Annotated in this window: 10 protein-coding genes; 3 read left to right on the plus strand and 7 right to left on the minus strand. The window is 54.3% G+C overall.

Going from position 1 to position 16,099, the window contains the following annotated elements; translation table 11 throughout:
• Nucleotides 1–10: 10 nt before the first annotated feature.
• Nucleotides 11–2,317 carry a thiamine pyrophosphate-dependent enzyme gene (locus WBG83_RS00900; RefSeq protein ID WP_336741821.1) on the minus strand — a complete coding sequence of 769 codons (2,307 nt, stop codon included), beginning with the start codon at nucleotides 2,315–2,317 and terminating at the stop codon, nucleotides 11–13.
• A 105-nt stretch (nucleotides 2,318–2,422) separates the two neighbouring features.
• Nucleotides 2,423–3,433 (minus strand): 2-oxoacid:acceptor oxidoreductase family protein, encoded by a 1,011-nt coding sequence (locus tag WBG83_RS00905; protein ID WP_336741822.1) that lies wholly within the window; start codon nucleotides 3,431–3,433, stop codon nucleotides 2,423–2,425.
• 853 nt (nucleotides 3,434–4,286) lie between these two features.
• On the opposite strand from WBG83_RS00905, the gene WBG83_RS00910 reads away from it, so the two are divergent.
• Nucleotides 4,287–4,976, plus strand: a complete 690-nt coding sequence (locus WBG83_RS00910) for an ABC transporter permease (protein WP_336741823.1) — start codon at nucleotides 4,287–4,289, stop codon at nucleotides 4,974–4,976.
• A complete protein-coding gene (locus tag WBG83_RS00915) occupies nucleotides 4,976–5,887 on the plus strand; it encodes an ABC transporter ATP-binding protein (protein ID WP_336741825.1) in 912 nt (303 codons plus the stop codon). The genes WBG83_RS00910 and WBG83_RS00915 overlap by 1 nt, the downstream gene beginning before the upstream one ends.
• Before the next feature lie 356 nt (nucleotides 5,888–6,243).
• Here WBG83_RS00915 and WBG83_RS00920 read toward each other — a convergent pair whose 3' ends face one another.
• Entirely contained in the window at nucleotides 6,244–7,206 is a 963-nt protein-coding gene (locus tag WBG83_RS00920) for an SDR family NAD(P)-dependent oxidoreductase (protein ID WP_336741827.1), read from the minus strand.
• 182 nt (nucleotides 7,207–7,388) lie between these two features.
• Nucleotides 7,389–7,916, minus strand: coding sequence for a TetR/AcrR family transcriptional regulator (locus WBG83_RS00925; protein WP_336742611.1), 528 nt, complete (start codon nucleotides 7,914–7,916; stop codon nucleotides 7,389–7,391).
• Between the two features lie 292 nt (nucleotides 7,917–8,208).
• Between WBG83_RS00925 and WBG83_RS00930 the strand changes: the two genes are divergently transcribed.
• Nucleotides 8,209–9,120 carry an SDR family oxidoreductase gene (locus tag WBG83_RS00930; protein ID WP_336741829.1) on the plus strand — a complete coding sequence of 304 codons (912 nt, stop codon included), beginning with the start codon at nucleotides 8,209–8,211 and terminating at the stop codon, nucleotides 9,118–9,120.
• 392 nt (nucleotides 9,121–9,512) lie between these two features.
• Here WBG83_RS00930 and WBG83_RS00935 read toward each other — a convergent pair whose 3' ends face one another.
• The 3 genes from WBG83_RS00935 to WBG83_RS00945 all read right to left on the minus strand — a co-directional run bounded on the left by WBG83_RS00935 (nucleotide 9,513) and on the right by WBG83_RS00945 (nucleotide 16,064).
• The gene (locus WBG83_RS00935; RefSeq protein WP_336741831.1) at nucleotides 9,513–12,125 is read right to left on the minus strand and encodes an Ig-like domain-containing protein; all 2,613 of its coding nucleotides are present in this window, start codon (nucleotides 12,123–12,125) and stop codon (nucleotides 9,513–9,515) included.
• A 126-nt stretch (nucleotides 12,126–12,251) separates the two neighbouring features.
• Nucleotides 12,252–13,568, minus strand: coding sequence for an ABC transporter substrate-binding protein (locus WBG83_RS00940; protein ID WP_336741833.1), 1,317 nt, complete (start codon nucleotides 13,566–13,568; stop codon nucleotides 12,252–12,254).
• Nucleotides 13,569–13,580: 12 nt separating this feature from the next.
• Nucleotides 13,581–16,064, minus strand: a complete 2,484-nt coding sequence (locus WBG83_RS00945; protein WP_336741834.1) for a glycosylhydrolase-like jelly roll fold domain-containing protein — start codon at nucleotides 16,062–16,064, stop codon at nucleotides 13,581–13,583.
• Nucleotides 16,065–16,099 lie beyond the last annotated feature (35 nt).

Genomic DNA, 16,099 nt, shown 5'->3' on the forward strand with positions numbered 1-16,099 from the left:
TCCCGCCCGATTACAGTACCGGATTGTCGTGCTTGGCCTTCAGAATCGTCCAGCGCCGCTCCACCTCGCGTTCGAACGATTGCAGCGCTTCCGAAGCGTCCGGCTTCAGCATATGCTTTGTTTTTCCCATCGTTTTCAGCCAGTCGGCCAGCGGGATTTTTTTGTTTTTGTCCTCCGGATTGTACGTAATTGTTGTCACGCCATGCTCGACCTCATAGAGCGGGAAGAAGCAGGAATCCACCGCTGCCCCGACGATATTGCCGCCTTCCTGATCATCGGACAACCAGTTCAGCGGACAGGCAATCAGGATTTTACCGTAGACAAGCCCCTCATTCTGGGCATACCACTGAGCCTTGGCCGCCTTCTTGAGCAAGTCCTGGGGAAACGCCTCGCTGCCGGTGAACACATACGGGATATGGGTCGCCGCCATAATTTGCGCCGTATCCTTATGATGGAATACTTTGCCGCCCTGCTTGGAGCCGACGTTGGAGGTGGAGGTCCGATGGCCCATCGGAGTCGAATACGAAAGCTGTGCGCCGGTGTTCATATAGCCTTCGTTGTCATATTCCAAAATAATCATTTTGTGGCCGCGCAGCGCAGCGCCGATGGCCGGTCCCATCCCGATATCCATCCCGCCGTCTCCGGTTATCATCACGAATGTGAAATCATCCGGCAGATTCAGGTGATGCAATTCCCCGCGCCGTTTGCGCTCCCAGAACATCTCGACGACGCCGGATAGCGTGGCTGCGCCATTTTGGAACAGATTATGAATGTAAGTCGCCTTGTGGGCCGAATACGGATAGCCGGTCGTGACAACCATCGCACAGCCCGTATGGAACAGCGCCACAATATCGCCCTCGATTCCTTTGAAAAACAGCTCCAGCCCGGAAAAAATGCCGCAGCCCGGACAGGCGCCGTGCCCCGGGGCAATCCGCTTCGGCTTGCGGGTCAGGGAGCGCACCGGCGGGATCCGCACGTTCAGTTTGCCGCTGGCGGCATCCGGAGTGACTGTAATGAGGCCGGTTTTGAGTTCCTCGTACTTCATCGGCAGCAGCACACGCTTCGGCGATTTGGCCGGGTCGCCCGGCGTATGGCCGTAATAGTCGAAGGGAACCTCGACCCGGCCTTTTTCCACCGCGTCAATAGCAAACTGAAACAACTGATGGCCGTCCTCGGCATAGAAATCTTTGCCGCCCAGCCCGTAAATCCGGCTGATTACCATCGTATCCCGGTTCCCGTGGGTGAACAGAGCAGCCTTAATTTCGTTGACGATGTTGCCGCCGTGACCCCCGTACGAATCGGCGCGGTCTCCGACTGTAACCGCCTTTACGTTGCTGAGCGCTTCGGCAATCTGCTGCTGCGGGAACGGGCGAATGATATTCGGAGCGATGGAGCCCGCCTTGATGCCCTTGGCCCGCAGCTGGTCCACGACGTCCTTAATAATCTCACTGGCCGAATTCATCAGGAACACGGCCACCTCCGCATCCTCCATCCGGTACAAATCCAGAATCGGATAGTCCCGGCCTGTCAGAACGGCATATTCCTGACGAATGCGATCATACACTGCTTCAGCCCGGTACATCGCCATCGATTGCTGGTAACAGTTGTTGATGTAATCCGGCTCATTCATATACGGCCCGACCGTAATCGGATTGTCGCGATCCAGCGTATGCGGGAACCCTTCGGGCGGATGCTCCCCGACAAACCGGTGCACATCGGCGCGGTGCGCGAACGTCATGACCCGGCGCTTCTGGTGAGAGGTGAAATAACCGTCCGAGGCGACCAGCACCGGCAGGCGGACCTCCGGATCTTCGGCAAGCTTCAGGGCAATCATATTCATATCGTATACCGCCTGCGGATCGCGGCACATCAGAATCGGCCAGCCCGTGTTGAGCGCGTAGTACAAATCCGAATGATCCCCGTGAATGTCCAGCGGACCGGATACAGAGCGGCACACCAGATTCATGACCATCGGAAATCGCGTGCCTGACTGTACCGGCATCTGCTCCAGCATGTACAAGTAGCCGTTGGCGCTCGTCGCATTAAACACCCGGCCTCCGGCTGTGGATGCCCCGTAGCAGACCCCCGCCGATCCATGCTCGCCGTCCGCGGGAATAAGCACAATATCATGCTGCCCGTTCGTCTTCATAAGATCCAGAAACTGAGCCACCTCTGTCGACGGCGAAATCGGAAAATACCCCATAATATGATAATTGATTTGATGAGCCGCATAAGCCGCCATCTCATTGCCGGACTCATACACGACACGCTGCTCGACTGTGCCCTGCCCGAGCTCCTTTTGTATCTCCATGGCCATGCTTCGTAACCACCTTTCTCATTCAGGTTGAAAGTGAATTCGCTATCCGGTATCATCATCCGTTTCTGCAATTCAAGTGATGACAGTACGCTTGCACCCCTTGATCTATGGTTGTGCGGCAAGCGGGAAGCGGTGCGGGACCCGGTGTCCCTCCGCATAGCCTTCTGTCTCCCTGGCGCTCGCAAGCGCTTCGGTCGGACAGGCCTGCACGCACTTCAGACAGCCCTTGCAGTACTGGTAATCAATTCCCTGCAGGAACATCTGCGGCCGGCCTTTTTTATCCGGCAGCTCATCCCACACGAAGCAGAAATCGGGACATACCGTATCGCAGGCAGCGCAGTGGATGCATTTCTCATCGTCAAAATGCGGCATCATCCCGGCCCGGGAGATGCTGAGATCCTTGAGAATGCTGTTGCCCGGGTTGGTAATCAGGCCGCCAATCGGCTGAGTGGCGTAGCCCAGCACAGGCGTATCGAAGCGCACAAAGCCCGGCATTTGCTGCCCCTCCGGCAGTGCGAAGGTTTGAAACTGCACTTCGTTGTAACCCCTTTCAAAAGTGCGGATTGCGGGTTGGACCGCCTGCGGGTATTTCTTCTCCAGCGACTTGCGGATAACCCCCTTCATCGCCTCCGCATCGAGGAAGGTGCACAGCCGGTATAGCGCGCCGAGCATCGCCATATTGACACGGTTTTTCTCCTCCAGAGCAATGCCAATCGCATCGACTACGGCAATCGTACCGCCCAGCAGCTTGAGATGGTCCTTGAGCTGCTCCGGGCTTTTGACCGAATTGACGAGCACCAGGCTGTCCTCATAAATGCCGCTGATCACATTGACTGTCTTGGCCAAGGCTTCATGGAAAATGCCGACCACATGCGGCCGTTCTACCGGTGACGTGTCCCGGATGTTCGTTTCGGGATGGCAGAACCGGATATGGGCTTTGACAGCGGAGCCCTTCTTCTCCGAGCCATACGAGGAAAAGCTGACACCGTTTAAGCCTACCCCTGTAACACCGGCTTCCGCGAGCATTTTACCTGCAAGGTTTGCCCCCAATCCACCAATGGATTCAAGACGGATTTCATAAAATCCAAGTTCATTCGTTTTCGGCAAGTTGACCATTCCACTGCTCCTTTCGTTAGTTGGGATGGAGAATGCGGGCAGTCATGATGTATTTTTTCAAATATTATATATATTCGAAATAAACTGATAAATTCCTTCAAGAACAGCCTGATTTTCATAAGTTCATCCGGATACTGCCAACAAATCGTATGCGCTGACAAGCAGCTTGAAATTCATATGAGTTTACGCGCACTAAGAAAGCATTGAAACCAATCAACAAAAGCAGTAGAATGAAATCCATCTACAGGGTGAATACAATCGTCCTACAAGATTTTTGAATATAAAAAGAGCCTCCCCCCGAGGTGCGCAGTTATCATCAATTACTCTGCTTATCCCGAAGCATGTGACGAAGGTATCGTTACTGCAATGGCCAATCGATTTAAACCTGAAGGCGTCATTAGCGTAAGAGTAAAGCTCGACGAGACCAAGATAAATAAATCGCAGGGCGGCGATGCCAGCCACTTTATTCTCGAATGGTAATACCGCCCTAGCTGGATTTCATTGCACTGCTTGCCGTATTTCATTTGCTCAGGGTAGACAGTAGCAGGGATCGAACGTAGGTGTTCGGTCCCTCTATGCTTTCTGAACGAGTGTCCCCTTACCGGAAGAGACGCCTTCATCGGTTGATGCAGCTTACGGCGCTCGCCGTGACAGCGGGCGCATTACATGCTCTGCGAGCTTGACCTGCGTTGTCGCCGCCTCCATTTTATGGCGATTTTCCGTGGTCATTTCATGCAGGGCGTCGCAGCAGCGCTCGTATAGTTGCTCGTATTCAGCCGGCGCTCTTCTCCATTACCATCGATTCCGGATACCAGGAATTCAATGATGACAAAGAAAGAAGTGAAGAAGAGCTATGCTGGCCATTGCGTACCGCGAGTTTATCCAGTTGTTCAAAAGCTTTAAGTCCATTGCAGTAATCGTGTTATTTTGCGGTATTTCGTACTGGATTTCGAGCCTGCTCAACAAATACCCCATCTTGATGAATGAAAGCCAGTTGAGCGCGGGCTACGTATCGGGAATCACCGTTTTGCTGTATTTATTCGGCTTTTTGTTTGTTATGACCCTCTCCCACGATATTCTCAATAAGGAGATGGAAACGCAAACGATTCGCCTTATCGTAACCAAGGTGTCACGGAGCGCCGTTCTGCTCGGCAAGCTGGTCGGGATTGCGCTGTTCTGGCTCGTGTGCTTGCTGCTGTCGTTTTTGATCATTTCCTTATTTTCGGGCCAATTTTATTTACTGAAGCTGCTGCAGCTGTTCTCATTTCTGACTTACCCGATTGGACTTGTACTCATCGTCTCTTTATTGGTACGCCGGACCGGCCATTCCATCTTGTTCAGCCTGCTAGGCGGCATTCTCTTCCCGTGGATCGGTTTATGGAGCTATTATGGAGAACCCGCTTCCTGGAAATTAATCAAATACGCGATGCCTTATTATTATTTGCTGCAGGAGCAATCGGCCTGGCTGAGTCTTGTTCCGTTCGCCATGGCCTGCCTGATGGTGATTGCGGCTGTGACGGCATTCAACAGGAGGGATATTTGATGGTCATCCAAACAAGCGCATTAACCAAAATGTATAACGGTGTCAATGTGGTCAACGGGGTGAATCTGAGTATCGAGCAAGGAGAGATTTTTGGACTGCTGGGCAAGAACGGCGCGGGAAAAAGCACGCTAATCGGCATGCTGACCGGGTTTGTTATCCCGACCTCCGGCGCGATCTCGCTGTTTGACCGCCCTTATAGCGAAATGAACAGGGTCAAAGCCCGAATGGGCGTGCTGCCGGATACGTCCAATTATTATCAGGACCTGAATGCCGTCCAGCATCTGAATTATTTAGGCGCTCTGCTTGGGGTACGATCCTCCCGTGAAGAACTGGTGCATCAGCTGGAGCAGGTCGGACTAAAAGGACATGAATTCAAAAAAATCCGTGGCTTTTCCTTCGGCATGAAAAAGAAGCTAGGCATTGCGCAGGCGCTGCTTGGCCGTCCGGAGCTGATTATTCTGGACGAGCCCACATCCGGCCTTGATCCTGAATCCGCCCAGGAAATACAGCAGCTTGTCATGTCTTGCGCGAGTCAAGGCCGGACCATTATGCTCACCTCTCACAATCTGCATGAGATTGAGAAGATTTGTACAAAGGTGGCCATTATGGATAAAGGGCAAATCGCATGCAGCGGCACCATGCGCGAGCTTCGGGAACACTTCCAGTCGGAAATCAAGCTAAGCATTGCCTTGAATCCATTCACACCTGAGCAGGAACAGCTGCTGAAGCGCAAGCTCGCCCCGCTTGCGGCAGAGCTTCACCTGTCATCTGGACGAATGACAGCCGTGCTGACGGAAGAAGCCGTAATTCCTCAGCTTGTTGCCCTGCTGGTTCAAGAGCAGATGCAGGTATTTCGCGTGGAAGTGGAGCAAAAATCGCTCGAGCAGATCTTTTTTGAAACAGGAGCCTGACACAAGAGACATTTCTCCCGCTGCTTATCTTTCGCACACGAAAAGTCGTAATAACCGTAGAGCAGTTCTCAGCGGCACATGCGTTTGTCCGGGAGACTGCTCTTTTCTTATGCTGGGCAAAGTGGAACTTGCCTATCGCTGCTCGTCCATTAGCGCCTGAGAGCCTGGATTGTGACTCGTTATGTGCTGCCGCATCAGCCGCCGGTTAAAAGAAGCCCTTCCATTCGGATGAAAGGGCTCTCACCATCGTAAGTCCAATATGGGCTTATAGAATCAAGAACAAATGTTCCTATTCGATATTGTATCACATTTGGAATGTTTAGGAAACAGGAAGTCCGTTTTTTCCTTATCCGCTTCTAAAGACCTTGACGTTTTTCCATCAAGCTGCGAATCGTCGCCGCGATTGCCTGTTCATGCGGTGTCCACCGTATCGGGCCGAAGGCCTGTTCATACTTTTCTCCGCTCAGCACAAAAGGCTCCTCTGTCAAATACAGCATCTCCACCACTTCCTTCATGACCGGGTTGAACAATCCGAATAGCGACAGGCTGATTTTACCCAAAGGAATAACTGCCTTGCGCTTCCCGCTGGCTTGCTGCGCGATACGGACGAGATCGCGGCCGGAGATGAGGGCCGGGCCGGGAATATGCCAGTTCTGACCGTAAGATTCATCGCGGGATGCAATTTGAACGATCATGCGCGCCGCATCGGGCAAATACACATACTCACGGGGAATCGTCATATTGCCGATAAAGGCTGTCGGCTTGCCCGCCGCGATAGCCTCCATCGTAACAGAGAGGTAGGAGGCTTGCGCAGAAGGCCCATAGTAATCGGGAAGCCGCACGATAAGCGGACGTGCCTTAGACCAACGCGGGCTCAAAATCAGCTGTTCATAAGCATGGCGCACCTTGCCTTTGCGGGTATGGGGCATTTTGGGATGATCTTCTGTCGCCTTGTCGACAGTCCTTCTTCCATAAGGATAGATGCCGTCGACAACGACCACCTTCGCCCCGAGCTGCTCCGCCGCCTGCATCACCGCCTCCCCGAGAGGGAGCAGTCTGGCCTCCATCTCATGATAAGGAATATTGGCACTGTGAAAAATAACGTCCACTCCCGCAGCCGCCTTGACGATATCCTCCGACTTAAAGGCGTCGCCCGCTGCAAGCGTGAGGCACTGCGGCCGGCCAAGCTCCTCCGCCAAAGCTTCCAGCTTGGCTTGTGACCGGCCGAAAGCTACCGTACTTACACCACGTTGAACTAATTCCGCCACCAATGGATTGCCTACGCCGCCTGTTGCACCCAATACAATTGCTTTTTTCATCTTCATTCGCTCCTTTTCATTGTAGTTATTGATTAACCAATTACTTTACTTGAAAAAAATTTACTCAGCTCACTGTTCCACCTTCGAGTCTCTTCATGCAGGTTTCTTCCTCCTTCGACCCGGTGAGCGGCGTCCGGCTGCATAACGCAGGCCAATCAGCCGCCGGGGTCTCAGTCTCTTCGCTACTTTCGTTTGAACATCAAATCATCCATTTCCAGTGCCATGGCCACATTACACAACATGCCGCGGGCTAAGAAATCCGATGTCCGAGCATCAGGGTCCTCTATACCGGCTTCCTCAAAGGCCTTCAGAACGAGCTGCTTCACCTGCTCCAGTCCCTGCCGCATAGCTTGGCGAATGGGTTCCTCGCGGATGGTCTGGGCCTGCATTTGCAGCAAAATCTCATTCCGGTGCGCAGCCGCTATTTGCTCATACGCCCGGATGAATTCCCGCTCCAGCACCTCGGATGCGGCTGTATCCCTGACCTTGGCAAAAGCCTGCAAAATCCGCTGCCAGGATACCTCCAGCGCCTCCAGCAGCAGCGATTCCTTGGAGGTAAAGAAGCGGTAAACATACGGCTGCGAAATCGCGGCTCTTTCCGCGACCTGAGCGGTTGTCGCCCGGTAAAAGCCAATCTCGGCGAACACCTCAATGGCCGCGGACACAATTTCCGTCCGGCGGTTAGCCGACGTTGTCCCTCCTCTTGCCATCATTTCATGCTCCTTTTTTAGTTATTGATTGACCAATTACCTATGAGTTTATTATAGCCGCATCGTAACAAAAATGCAAGAGGGTTATGAAATTGGGGGATGAAGTGCTTTTAAAATTCAGAGAAGAAAATTTCGCCTGCCCTACGATGAAGCAAAGCAGCTTCAGGCCTCTAACCTTGTCCTCCCTTAAACGCCTGAACGAAAAACTTGAACGAGATTGATCTATATATGACACAGGTTGTCGCAAGTATCATTTAGGATGAAGTTGTATCAACGTAAAGGAGCTGTCCATATGAAACCTTTATCTGGAAAAGTCGCTTTGGTGGCAGGAGCCACACGCGGGGCGGGCAGAGGCATCGCCATTGAATTGGGGGCGGCTGGAGCTATCGTGTATGTAACCGGACGCACGACACGGGCCGGCCGATCAGAATACAACCGCCCGGAAACGATTGAAGAGACGGCGGAGCTGATCGGGCAAGCAGGCGGCACAGGCATTGCCGTTCAGACGGATCATCTCGATTCGTCCCAGGTACAAGCTCTGATATCGCGCATTGATCGTGAGCAAGGGCGCCTGGATATTTTGGTCAATGACATATGGGGCGGCGAAAATTTGGCGGAATGGAACGTTCCCGTCTGGAAGCATTCTCTGGACAACGGACTGCGCATGCTCCGGCTGGCGATTGATACCCATATCATTACGAGCCACTATGCGCTCCCGCTGCTGATTCGCAATCCGAACGGGCTGGCAGTGGAAATTACGGACGGGACTGCCGCTTACAATGATGCCAACTACCGGCTGTCGCTGTTCTATGACCTGTCCAAAACATCCGTTATCCGGATGGCGAAGTCTTTGGCGCACGAGCTGGCCCCCTATCAGTGCACGGCATTAGCCGTTACGCCCGGCTGGATGCGTTCTGAGATCATGCTCGAAACTTATCGCGTAACCGAAGCAAATTGGCGTGACGCCCTGGTGGAGGTGCCGTATTTCGCCATCTCGGAAACACCCCGGTTTATCGGCCGTGGCATTGCCGCTCTGGCCGCCGATCCGAAAGCTGCTCGCTGGAGCGGGCAATCCGTATCGAGCGGCGATCTGGCAAAAGTGTATCATGTAACCGATCTCGACGGATCGCAGCCGGATGCCTGGCGGTATATATCTGAAGTGCAGGACGCGGGAAAACCTGCGGACACCACCGGGTATCGCTGAGCCTCCGGAGGCAGGTCGGCAGCTCAAGGCCCTCCAATCATCGCTTAATCGATGCTATAGAAAACGTTATTTTCTTAACCTCTGCATGGGATGAGCTGCCGTCAAACATCGCCCAGATGCCCGCCGGAAGCTGTGACCAGTACAAAATTCATTGCAATACCGCGCCCCATACCGCCATTGGTAAAAAGCCAAACAGCCCTCAGCATATATTTCTGCCTGGGGCTGTTCGTCAATGGCTAACCGTGATATTTACTTCCGCTTGATCGCTTGATCGCTGGATTCCGCACGCATGCTCCTTCCAAACCGCGTACGGCATGGCCCCGATATCCACTACCTCTGCGATTTGTATTCTGCTCCCCGCTTCAGGTAAAGCGCCTTGCCGATCACTCTGCTTACTCTTCCGCACCTGAAACTACGGGATTGGAATCCGATTCCGCATCGTCCTCTCCAGGCTCCTCCGGCCCGGGCTCCCAACCCGCTTCATCGCTTGCTGCCTCCGGTTCAATCTGCGCTATCGGCTCATCCAATGCTTCTTCCGGGTCCGGCATGCCGGCTTGCGCGGCGGAATGGCCCGGCTTCCCGGTCGTTCTGGTCAGCTTTAGTACGTAAGGCACAGACTTATTTCCGTCGGTATCAACGGCCTGCACTGTAATTTTGTTAAGTCCCTTCTTCAGATGGACCTCAGCCGAAAAGCGCAGGCTGCTGTCGACAACAGCCCTTTTGCCGTCCACCTTCACCGTTCCTGGCTCACTGATGGTTCCGGAAACAGTGTACACCGCCGATGTCACCGTTTGGTCCTGCTGATCCAATGTGACAGTCGGCGGGCCGCTCAAAGAAACTCCCGTAAACACAGAGGTGTTGTAGTTATTGATTAGATTGTTTTCTTCGCCCGCCTCCGCAGCCAGCCCGATATACACCTCATTCATGCCTGGATAAGCGGCCGAGGAAATGAATGTCCAATTCATTCCGTCCCTGGACAAATAGCCGCTCACCACATCCCCTGTTTTCTCCAGCTTCACCCAATATGGCGTGCGCAGCGCAACCACCGGCGGCGTCTCCGCCAGCGGCTGCCCGGCTGTATCCCGGGAGTAGAACACTCCGACATACGCTTCCCCGCGGACGGACAAGGCCATCATCGCTTCCCGGGACAACGGATTCAGGCTTTCCCGGATCATGACCCCTGCCCGGTTATGAGGCGCTGTGTTCGTAATCTGGTCAATCCGGGCGACGATCGCCCCGTCCCCCTTCAGCTTCTGATAAGCGATATGGAACGTGTCGTCCTCCCGCCAGTTTCCCGAGCCCTTGACGACAATACGGCCGTCCGTAACAGTGACATGACCCTTGATATCGGGCTTACCTACGTCCCTGGACGTCCACGGAGCCGTATTTCCCTGCGTATTGACATGGACGGGCACAGTAGAAGAATCCGTCACTAGGCCGTCCCGGTCAATCGCACGGGCCCGAAGGAAATAGGAGCCGTCCGGGACATTGTTCCAATCGAACGAATACGGCTTTTTCGAATCCTCTCCCAGCAGCACATCATTCGCAAAAAATTGCACCTTCGCCACCGATCCATCCGGATCACTCGCATCCGCCTTCATCGTGAGAGATTTGCCTGCTTTCATGACCGTATTCAGAGCAGGCGACGTCATGCGCACCTTCGGATTTTGTTTCCCGTCCCAAACGATAGAATTCAAATACCGCTCCAAATGGGTATAGCCGTTCGGTGTCAGCACACCGTTGCGATCGGCAGGATCATTGGGGTTCAGCCCCTGCTCCAGCTCCCAGCTGTCCGGCATGCCGTCGTGGTCAGAATCCGCCGGGGCGGGCAAGCTGTTCAGCTCCGGCCAGCCGCCGACCTCCGTCTGCGAATTGATTTCCCGTCCGGTACGATCCCGCACATCGTTTACCATACGGGAATCCACCGCATCTCGTCTCGGCACATTCGCTCCCGCTTGCGCCAGCACCAGCTCGTAGGCCTCCTCAGCGGAGTGGGTGGTAACCGGATTAACCGGCAGCGGCTCGTTAATCCGTTCCTTGCCGGCATCCATGAAAATACCCAGCCAATTGTCCGCCGTCACATCCGGTGCGGAATCAATGTAGTTGCCATTGGCATAAACCTGGCCGTTCGCTCCGGTCAGCTCATATAACAAACGGCGCTTGGTCAAAAGCGTATCCGGCCCGTACTTGTAATAATTGTTGATTATATTCACATCCGCATGATCCCCGCCGTAAGAGGTCTGATAGTTCCAGTTGTAAATTACATTGTTGCGGAAATCCAGCGTTTTACTCTCAGTCAGCGTGCCTTTGTACCGCGCGTTGCGGCTGGCGTTGTGGATTAACAGATTGTGATGATAGGTTGAATTCCCCGCTCCCCACAGCCCGCCGAAGCCGTGACGCCCCTTCTGGTGCCGGGACATATGCAGCGCTTCCCCGATAATGGACCACTGGACCGTCACATTGGCATTTTCATAGGGAGACAGCACCTCATCAATCGCCCAGGAGAAGGAGCAGTGATCCATGATAATGTTTCTGTATTTGCGGATGGACATGGCATCCTCCTCCGCCAGCACCGTATCCCCGAGGCGGAAACGCATATGACGGATAATCAGATTGTCCGCTTCCACAATCGCGGGATAATGATTCACTGTAATCCCGTCCCCGGGCGCGGTTTGCCCGGCGATGGTCAGATTGGAGCCCCTGATGTACAGCTTCGATTTCAAATCGATGTTGCCGGATACGCGGAACACCACCGTCCGGTTGCCCTGCGATACCGCATCCCGCAGCGACCCCGGACCGGAATCCGCCAAGGTAGTCACCTCGTAAACCTCGCCGCCACGGCCGCCGGTGGTGTACATGCCGCCGCCTTCCGCTCCGGGAAATGCCGGAAGCGGCTCAGCGGCAGCCGGGGCAGCCGGAGCGTCTGCATAAGCACTGGACCAGATGGAACAAAAAGCAAGCAGCGGAATCAAAAGGAGAACCATGAACCTTTTCAGCTTCGCCATTCCTCTTCATCTCCTTCGGAACGTTTCATTACCTGGACAGGCACATTCACTTTCCTGGAAAATCGTCTGGCATTAGCGCTCATGAAGCCGGGGCCTCATCAGATGTCGAATAAAGCGCATAGATACTCATTTCATTCGGGCTTCCTGAAGCTTCTTGTTCACTTCCTCCGCAGTTTCACGGAACACCGTGTTATGATCGGCTGTCAGCACAACCTTGTTGGCTACTTTGGCATACGGCGTCAGGGCCAGGCTGTCATACCGGGACTTAAACGGAATCGGAGCGAATTTGTTATAAAAGGAGGCCTTCAGGTTTTTGTCCTTAAACGGGCTGTCTTGGCCGTAAACTGCTTGGATGGCCTCATTCTGAAGCACCGGCATGACACCTTTTTTGGAGAGGCGGGTCTGCATTTCCTCCGACAGCAAATATTGTATTACTTTCATGGCCTGGTCCTGCTGCCTGGACATCGAAGTCACCGCGAAATAAGTCGGGTACGCCTGCGATCCGACCTGGGGAAGCTCCTCAAAGGTAGGCAGGGCAACCATATCCCAGTTCATCGCCTTGAAATCCTCGGGAAACACGAACATGATCGAAGACAGCCAGGCGAACATCGCCAGCTCCCGGTCCTGCAGGAATTCCACCCGGTACGGCAAAGTATCCTTGTGCGCTTTCATATAATCCACATAACCCGAGGACTGGCCGGGACCGGCAAACACGGTGTTAAAATACGTCCTCCACTTCTCATCGGTCTGAAGCGTCGATTTCTCGCTGGCAGCATCAATGAACGGAATGGATAGCTGATTCATAAGCAGCATATGTGTTTGGGAGGAGGACAGGCCGACATACTGCTTCTGGTCAAATCGGGTCAGCTTCTCACCCAGCGCGCTTGCCTCACGCCACGTCATGCCGTCCTGGGGGTAGCTGACGCCGAATTTGTCGAACAGATCCTTGTTGTAATATAGCACCATATTGTTGTTGAAAATGGGGATGCCGATTACTTTATCCGCGGCCAGCTGCTTCACCGAGTCCGCCACCGTAGGCTCAACCTGCGACAACTCCACATGATGCTTCTTCATCAGCGGGGTCATATCAAGCTCAAGCCCGTTATCCAGCAGTCCGGCGGCAAAGCCTCCAATCGAATCCCAATAAATATCAATCGTTTCTCCTGAGGTCAAGAGCTCCTTGATCCCAAAATCCTTTTGCTTCTGAATGTATTTGATCGTATAATTCGGAAACCTCGCTTGAAGTGCGCTGCCGAACCGGTCATTCCAGCTGTCAATTGAATCCCCGCTGCCGGAGTACACGACGAGCTGCGCCGTGTCCTCTATGGTCTCCTCCTCAGCGGGCTTGCTCTCTATATCCGTTGCCCCGTTGCACGCAGTTAAACAAAGGAAGCACAGCATCAAGTGCAGGACGGCTTTCGTGCGGTATCCGTAACGTTTCAAGAAGGTTCCTCCTTATTGGTTCGGATTAGCAATTCCGGAAACTGCCGACAAAGTGACCGGACCGAGCAGGCCGGAAGGCAGCCCCGCCTGCTCGTAGCGGTTGGCGAGTGCATTGGTCACATGAATCCGCAGCTCATTGTCCCCCGCTTTCAGCCATGGCCGGATATCGAATACGTACGGCGGCCACATTTTAACCCCTGCCGATTCGCCGTTCACCCACACTTCAGCCAGCTCATGCACCTCGCCCAAATCGAGCAGGGCGGCCTGGTGAAGCGAAGGCGGATTATCCAGATGCAGCTGGCGTGTATATACCATGGTCCCGGAGAAATCGGCCAGCTCTTCCTGTGCAGTCCAGTTCCCCGGTTCACCCGGAAGCAGCGGCTCGCCCAAGAGACCGATCCGCCAGCTGTCATTCAGCTCTTGGCGGACCTCGCCAGCGGGAACCGAATCGGCATCGTCTGCAGCACGCATCGGCTCATCCGGATTTACATGGTAAATCACACTTCCTCGCGGCTCCAGCCGCACGGATATATGCATTCCGTCATCCACCGGGACGGCGGATGCTGCCGACACCGTACCATCCCAAGGCTCCCACTGCTCCAGCCCTCCCTTCAGACTAACGCGCATCGTGCCTTCATAAGCGGCATCCTCTCCTTCATTCACAATCATATAGAAGTGGCTGCCCTCCTTGACTACATGACTGACACGCACAAACCGGGAATCTCCGTCAAAGCGCACATCCCGCTTGAACAACCGGTCCAAAGCGGCAACGACATCAACCGGATCGCGTACTTCAACCGCTGCATGCAACGAAGGGGATGTCCCGCGATCTCCAAGCACAATGACACGCCCGCCCTGGCTTATGAAAGGCTCCAACACGGCCAGGCCCTGCTCCTCCATCACTTCCGGGCTCTCCACCAGCACGACGGAATAGGTCTGCGCCGCAATGCGGATTTGCCCTTCTTCTACAGTGCAGGCCGAATACAGAAGCCGTTCCTCCAAATAATTAAACTCCACCTGGTTTTGATATAGTGGCTTCGTGATGCGCCATGGCAGCCAATCCTCCTTGCACAGCACCGCAACAGGCGTCACATTCACACTGTCCGTCATCAGCCAGCTCATCCGCTTCATATACTGGGCGAAGGACAAATAGTGGGGCCACCAAATGTTGTTCGGGCCTACATCCGGCGGTCTCTCAAACATGCGATCCCCGTCGATGGAGTAATAAAAGGCATGAGGACTGAGCAGGTTCACGCCACGAACCGTCAGCCAGTCAATGTACCATTTCATATCCCCGGCACTCAGCACCCAGCCGTTTCCGCGTCCGCATACGCCGAGGAACTCATTCAGATTTCTCCTTCTTCCCCGGTGTCTGGCGGCATCGGCCGAGCACTTGGCCGCAGTGCTGTGATGCCCTTCCAGCGCGGTCCCGTCCTCCGGCGCAACCCACCGCCAAACCACATCCTGTCCGGGAATGTGGAATTGCTCCTGCAGCCCAATATCGTCACTGGCCGCCGGATGTCCGGTAAAGGCAATGCCATGATCGCGGCACCACTCGGACAGAGGCTTGTAATACATTTCCGTCAAGCGTGCATTGACTGCCTTCCGGTATGCGGCGCGCACCCGGCTCGCCTCCATCCCGTCCAGCCAAAGCAGCGGCAACTCCTCTTCCCGGCAGCCGGATCGCGTGAAGTCGTCCATGAAGCCGTTCGTCCACGCCTGCAGCTCCTTGGTATGCCCTCGGCCGAGAATGTCCGGCTCATCGGTAAACATGGCGATAATGGTGCTGCCAAAATACGAGCCCACCCGCTCATAATACCGCTCATGCGTCAAGCGGATGAACTTTTGAACGGCGAGCGGATTCAGCAAATCCGAGGAGGCCGGGGCATCCGGCTCTCCATCATCCTGCCCGAAATGAATGCCGCGAATCGTACCGCGGGTAAACGTTTCGACAAACAGCACGATCGACCATTCCGCCCCATCCGGGGGAGTAAAACGGACCACTCCCTGCGTGGTGTCCAAAATAACGGTGCTGTCTCCATTGATTGCGCCGCTCTGAAGCTGAACCGCCTGTGCCGACACCAGCGTATCTCCCGGCTCAAGCACTTCCGGCAAACGGATGTCCGCTTCCGGATGGAAGGTGAGCATTTTCAGCCCGCGGCTGGCGAATTCGGGATTCCCCTGGACAACCCGGCCATTAGCAGAACCGGAAGGGTACATGGCTTCATCATAAAGGATGACCTGCATTCCCCGACGCGCGGCTTCCTTGACGGCCACCTCGACCAAATCCATAAATTCATCGGATAAATATGTCAATTTCTTTGGAATGCCGAGACGGGGATGAAGAACGAAGCCCATGACCCCTTTTCCCGTAAAGTCCTGTATTTGCCGGACAATCTCCTCCGCTGTCAAATCGTCGTTCCAAAACCAGAACGGGATTGGCGTGAATTCGTCAGACGGCTGTATAAACTGCTGTTGAAGCGTTGTAAACGGCATATGATGACGTTCCTCCTCTGCCTGCTGATATGTAA

It is taken from the genome of Paenibacillus sp. y28 (assembly GCF_037137075.1).
Lineage (GTDB): Bacteria > Bacillota > Bacilli > Paenibacillales > NBRC-103111 > JBBBNV01.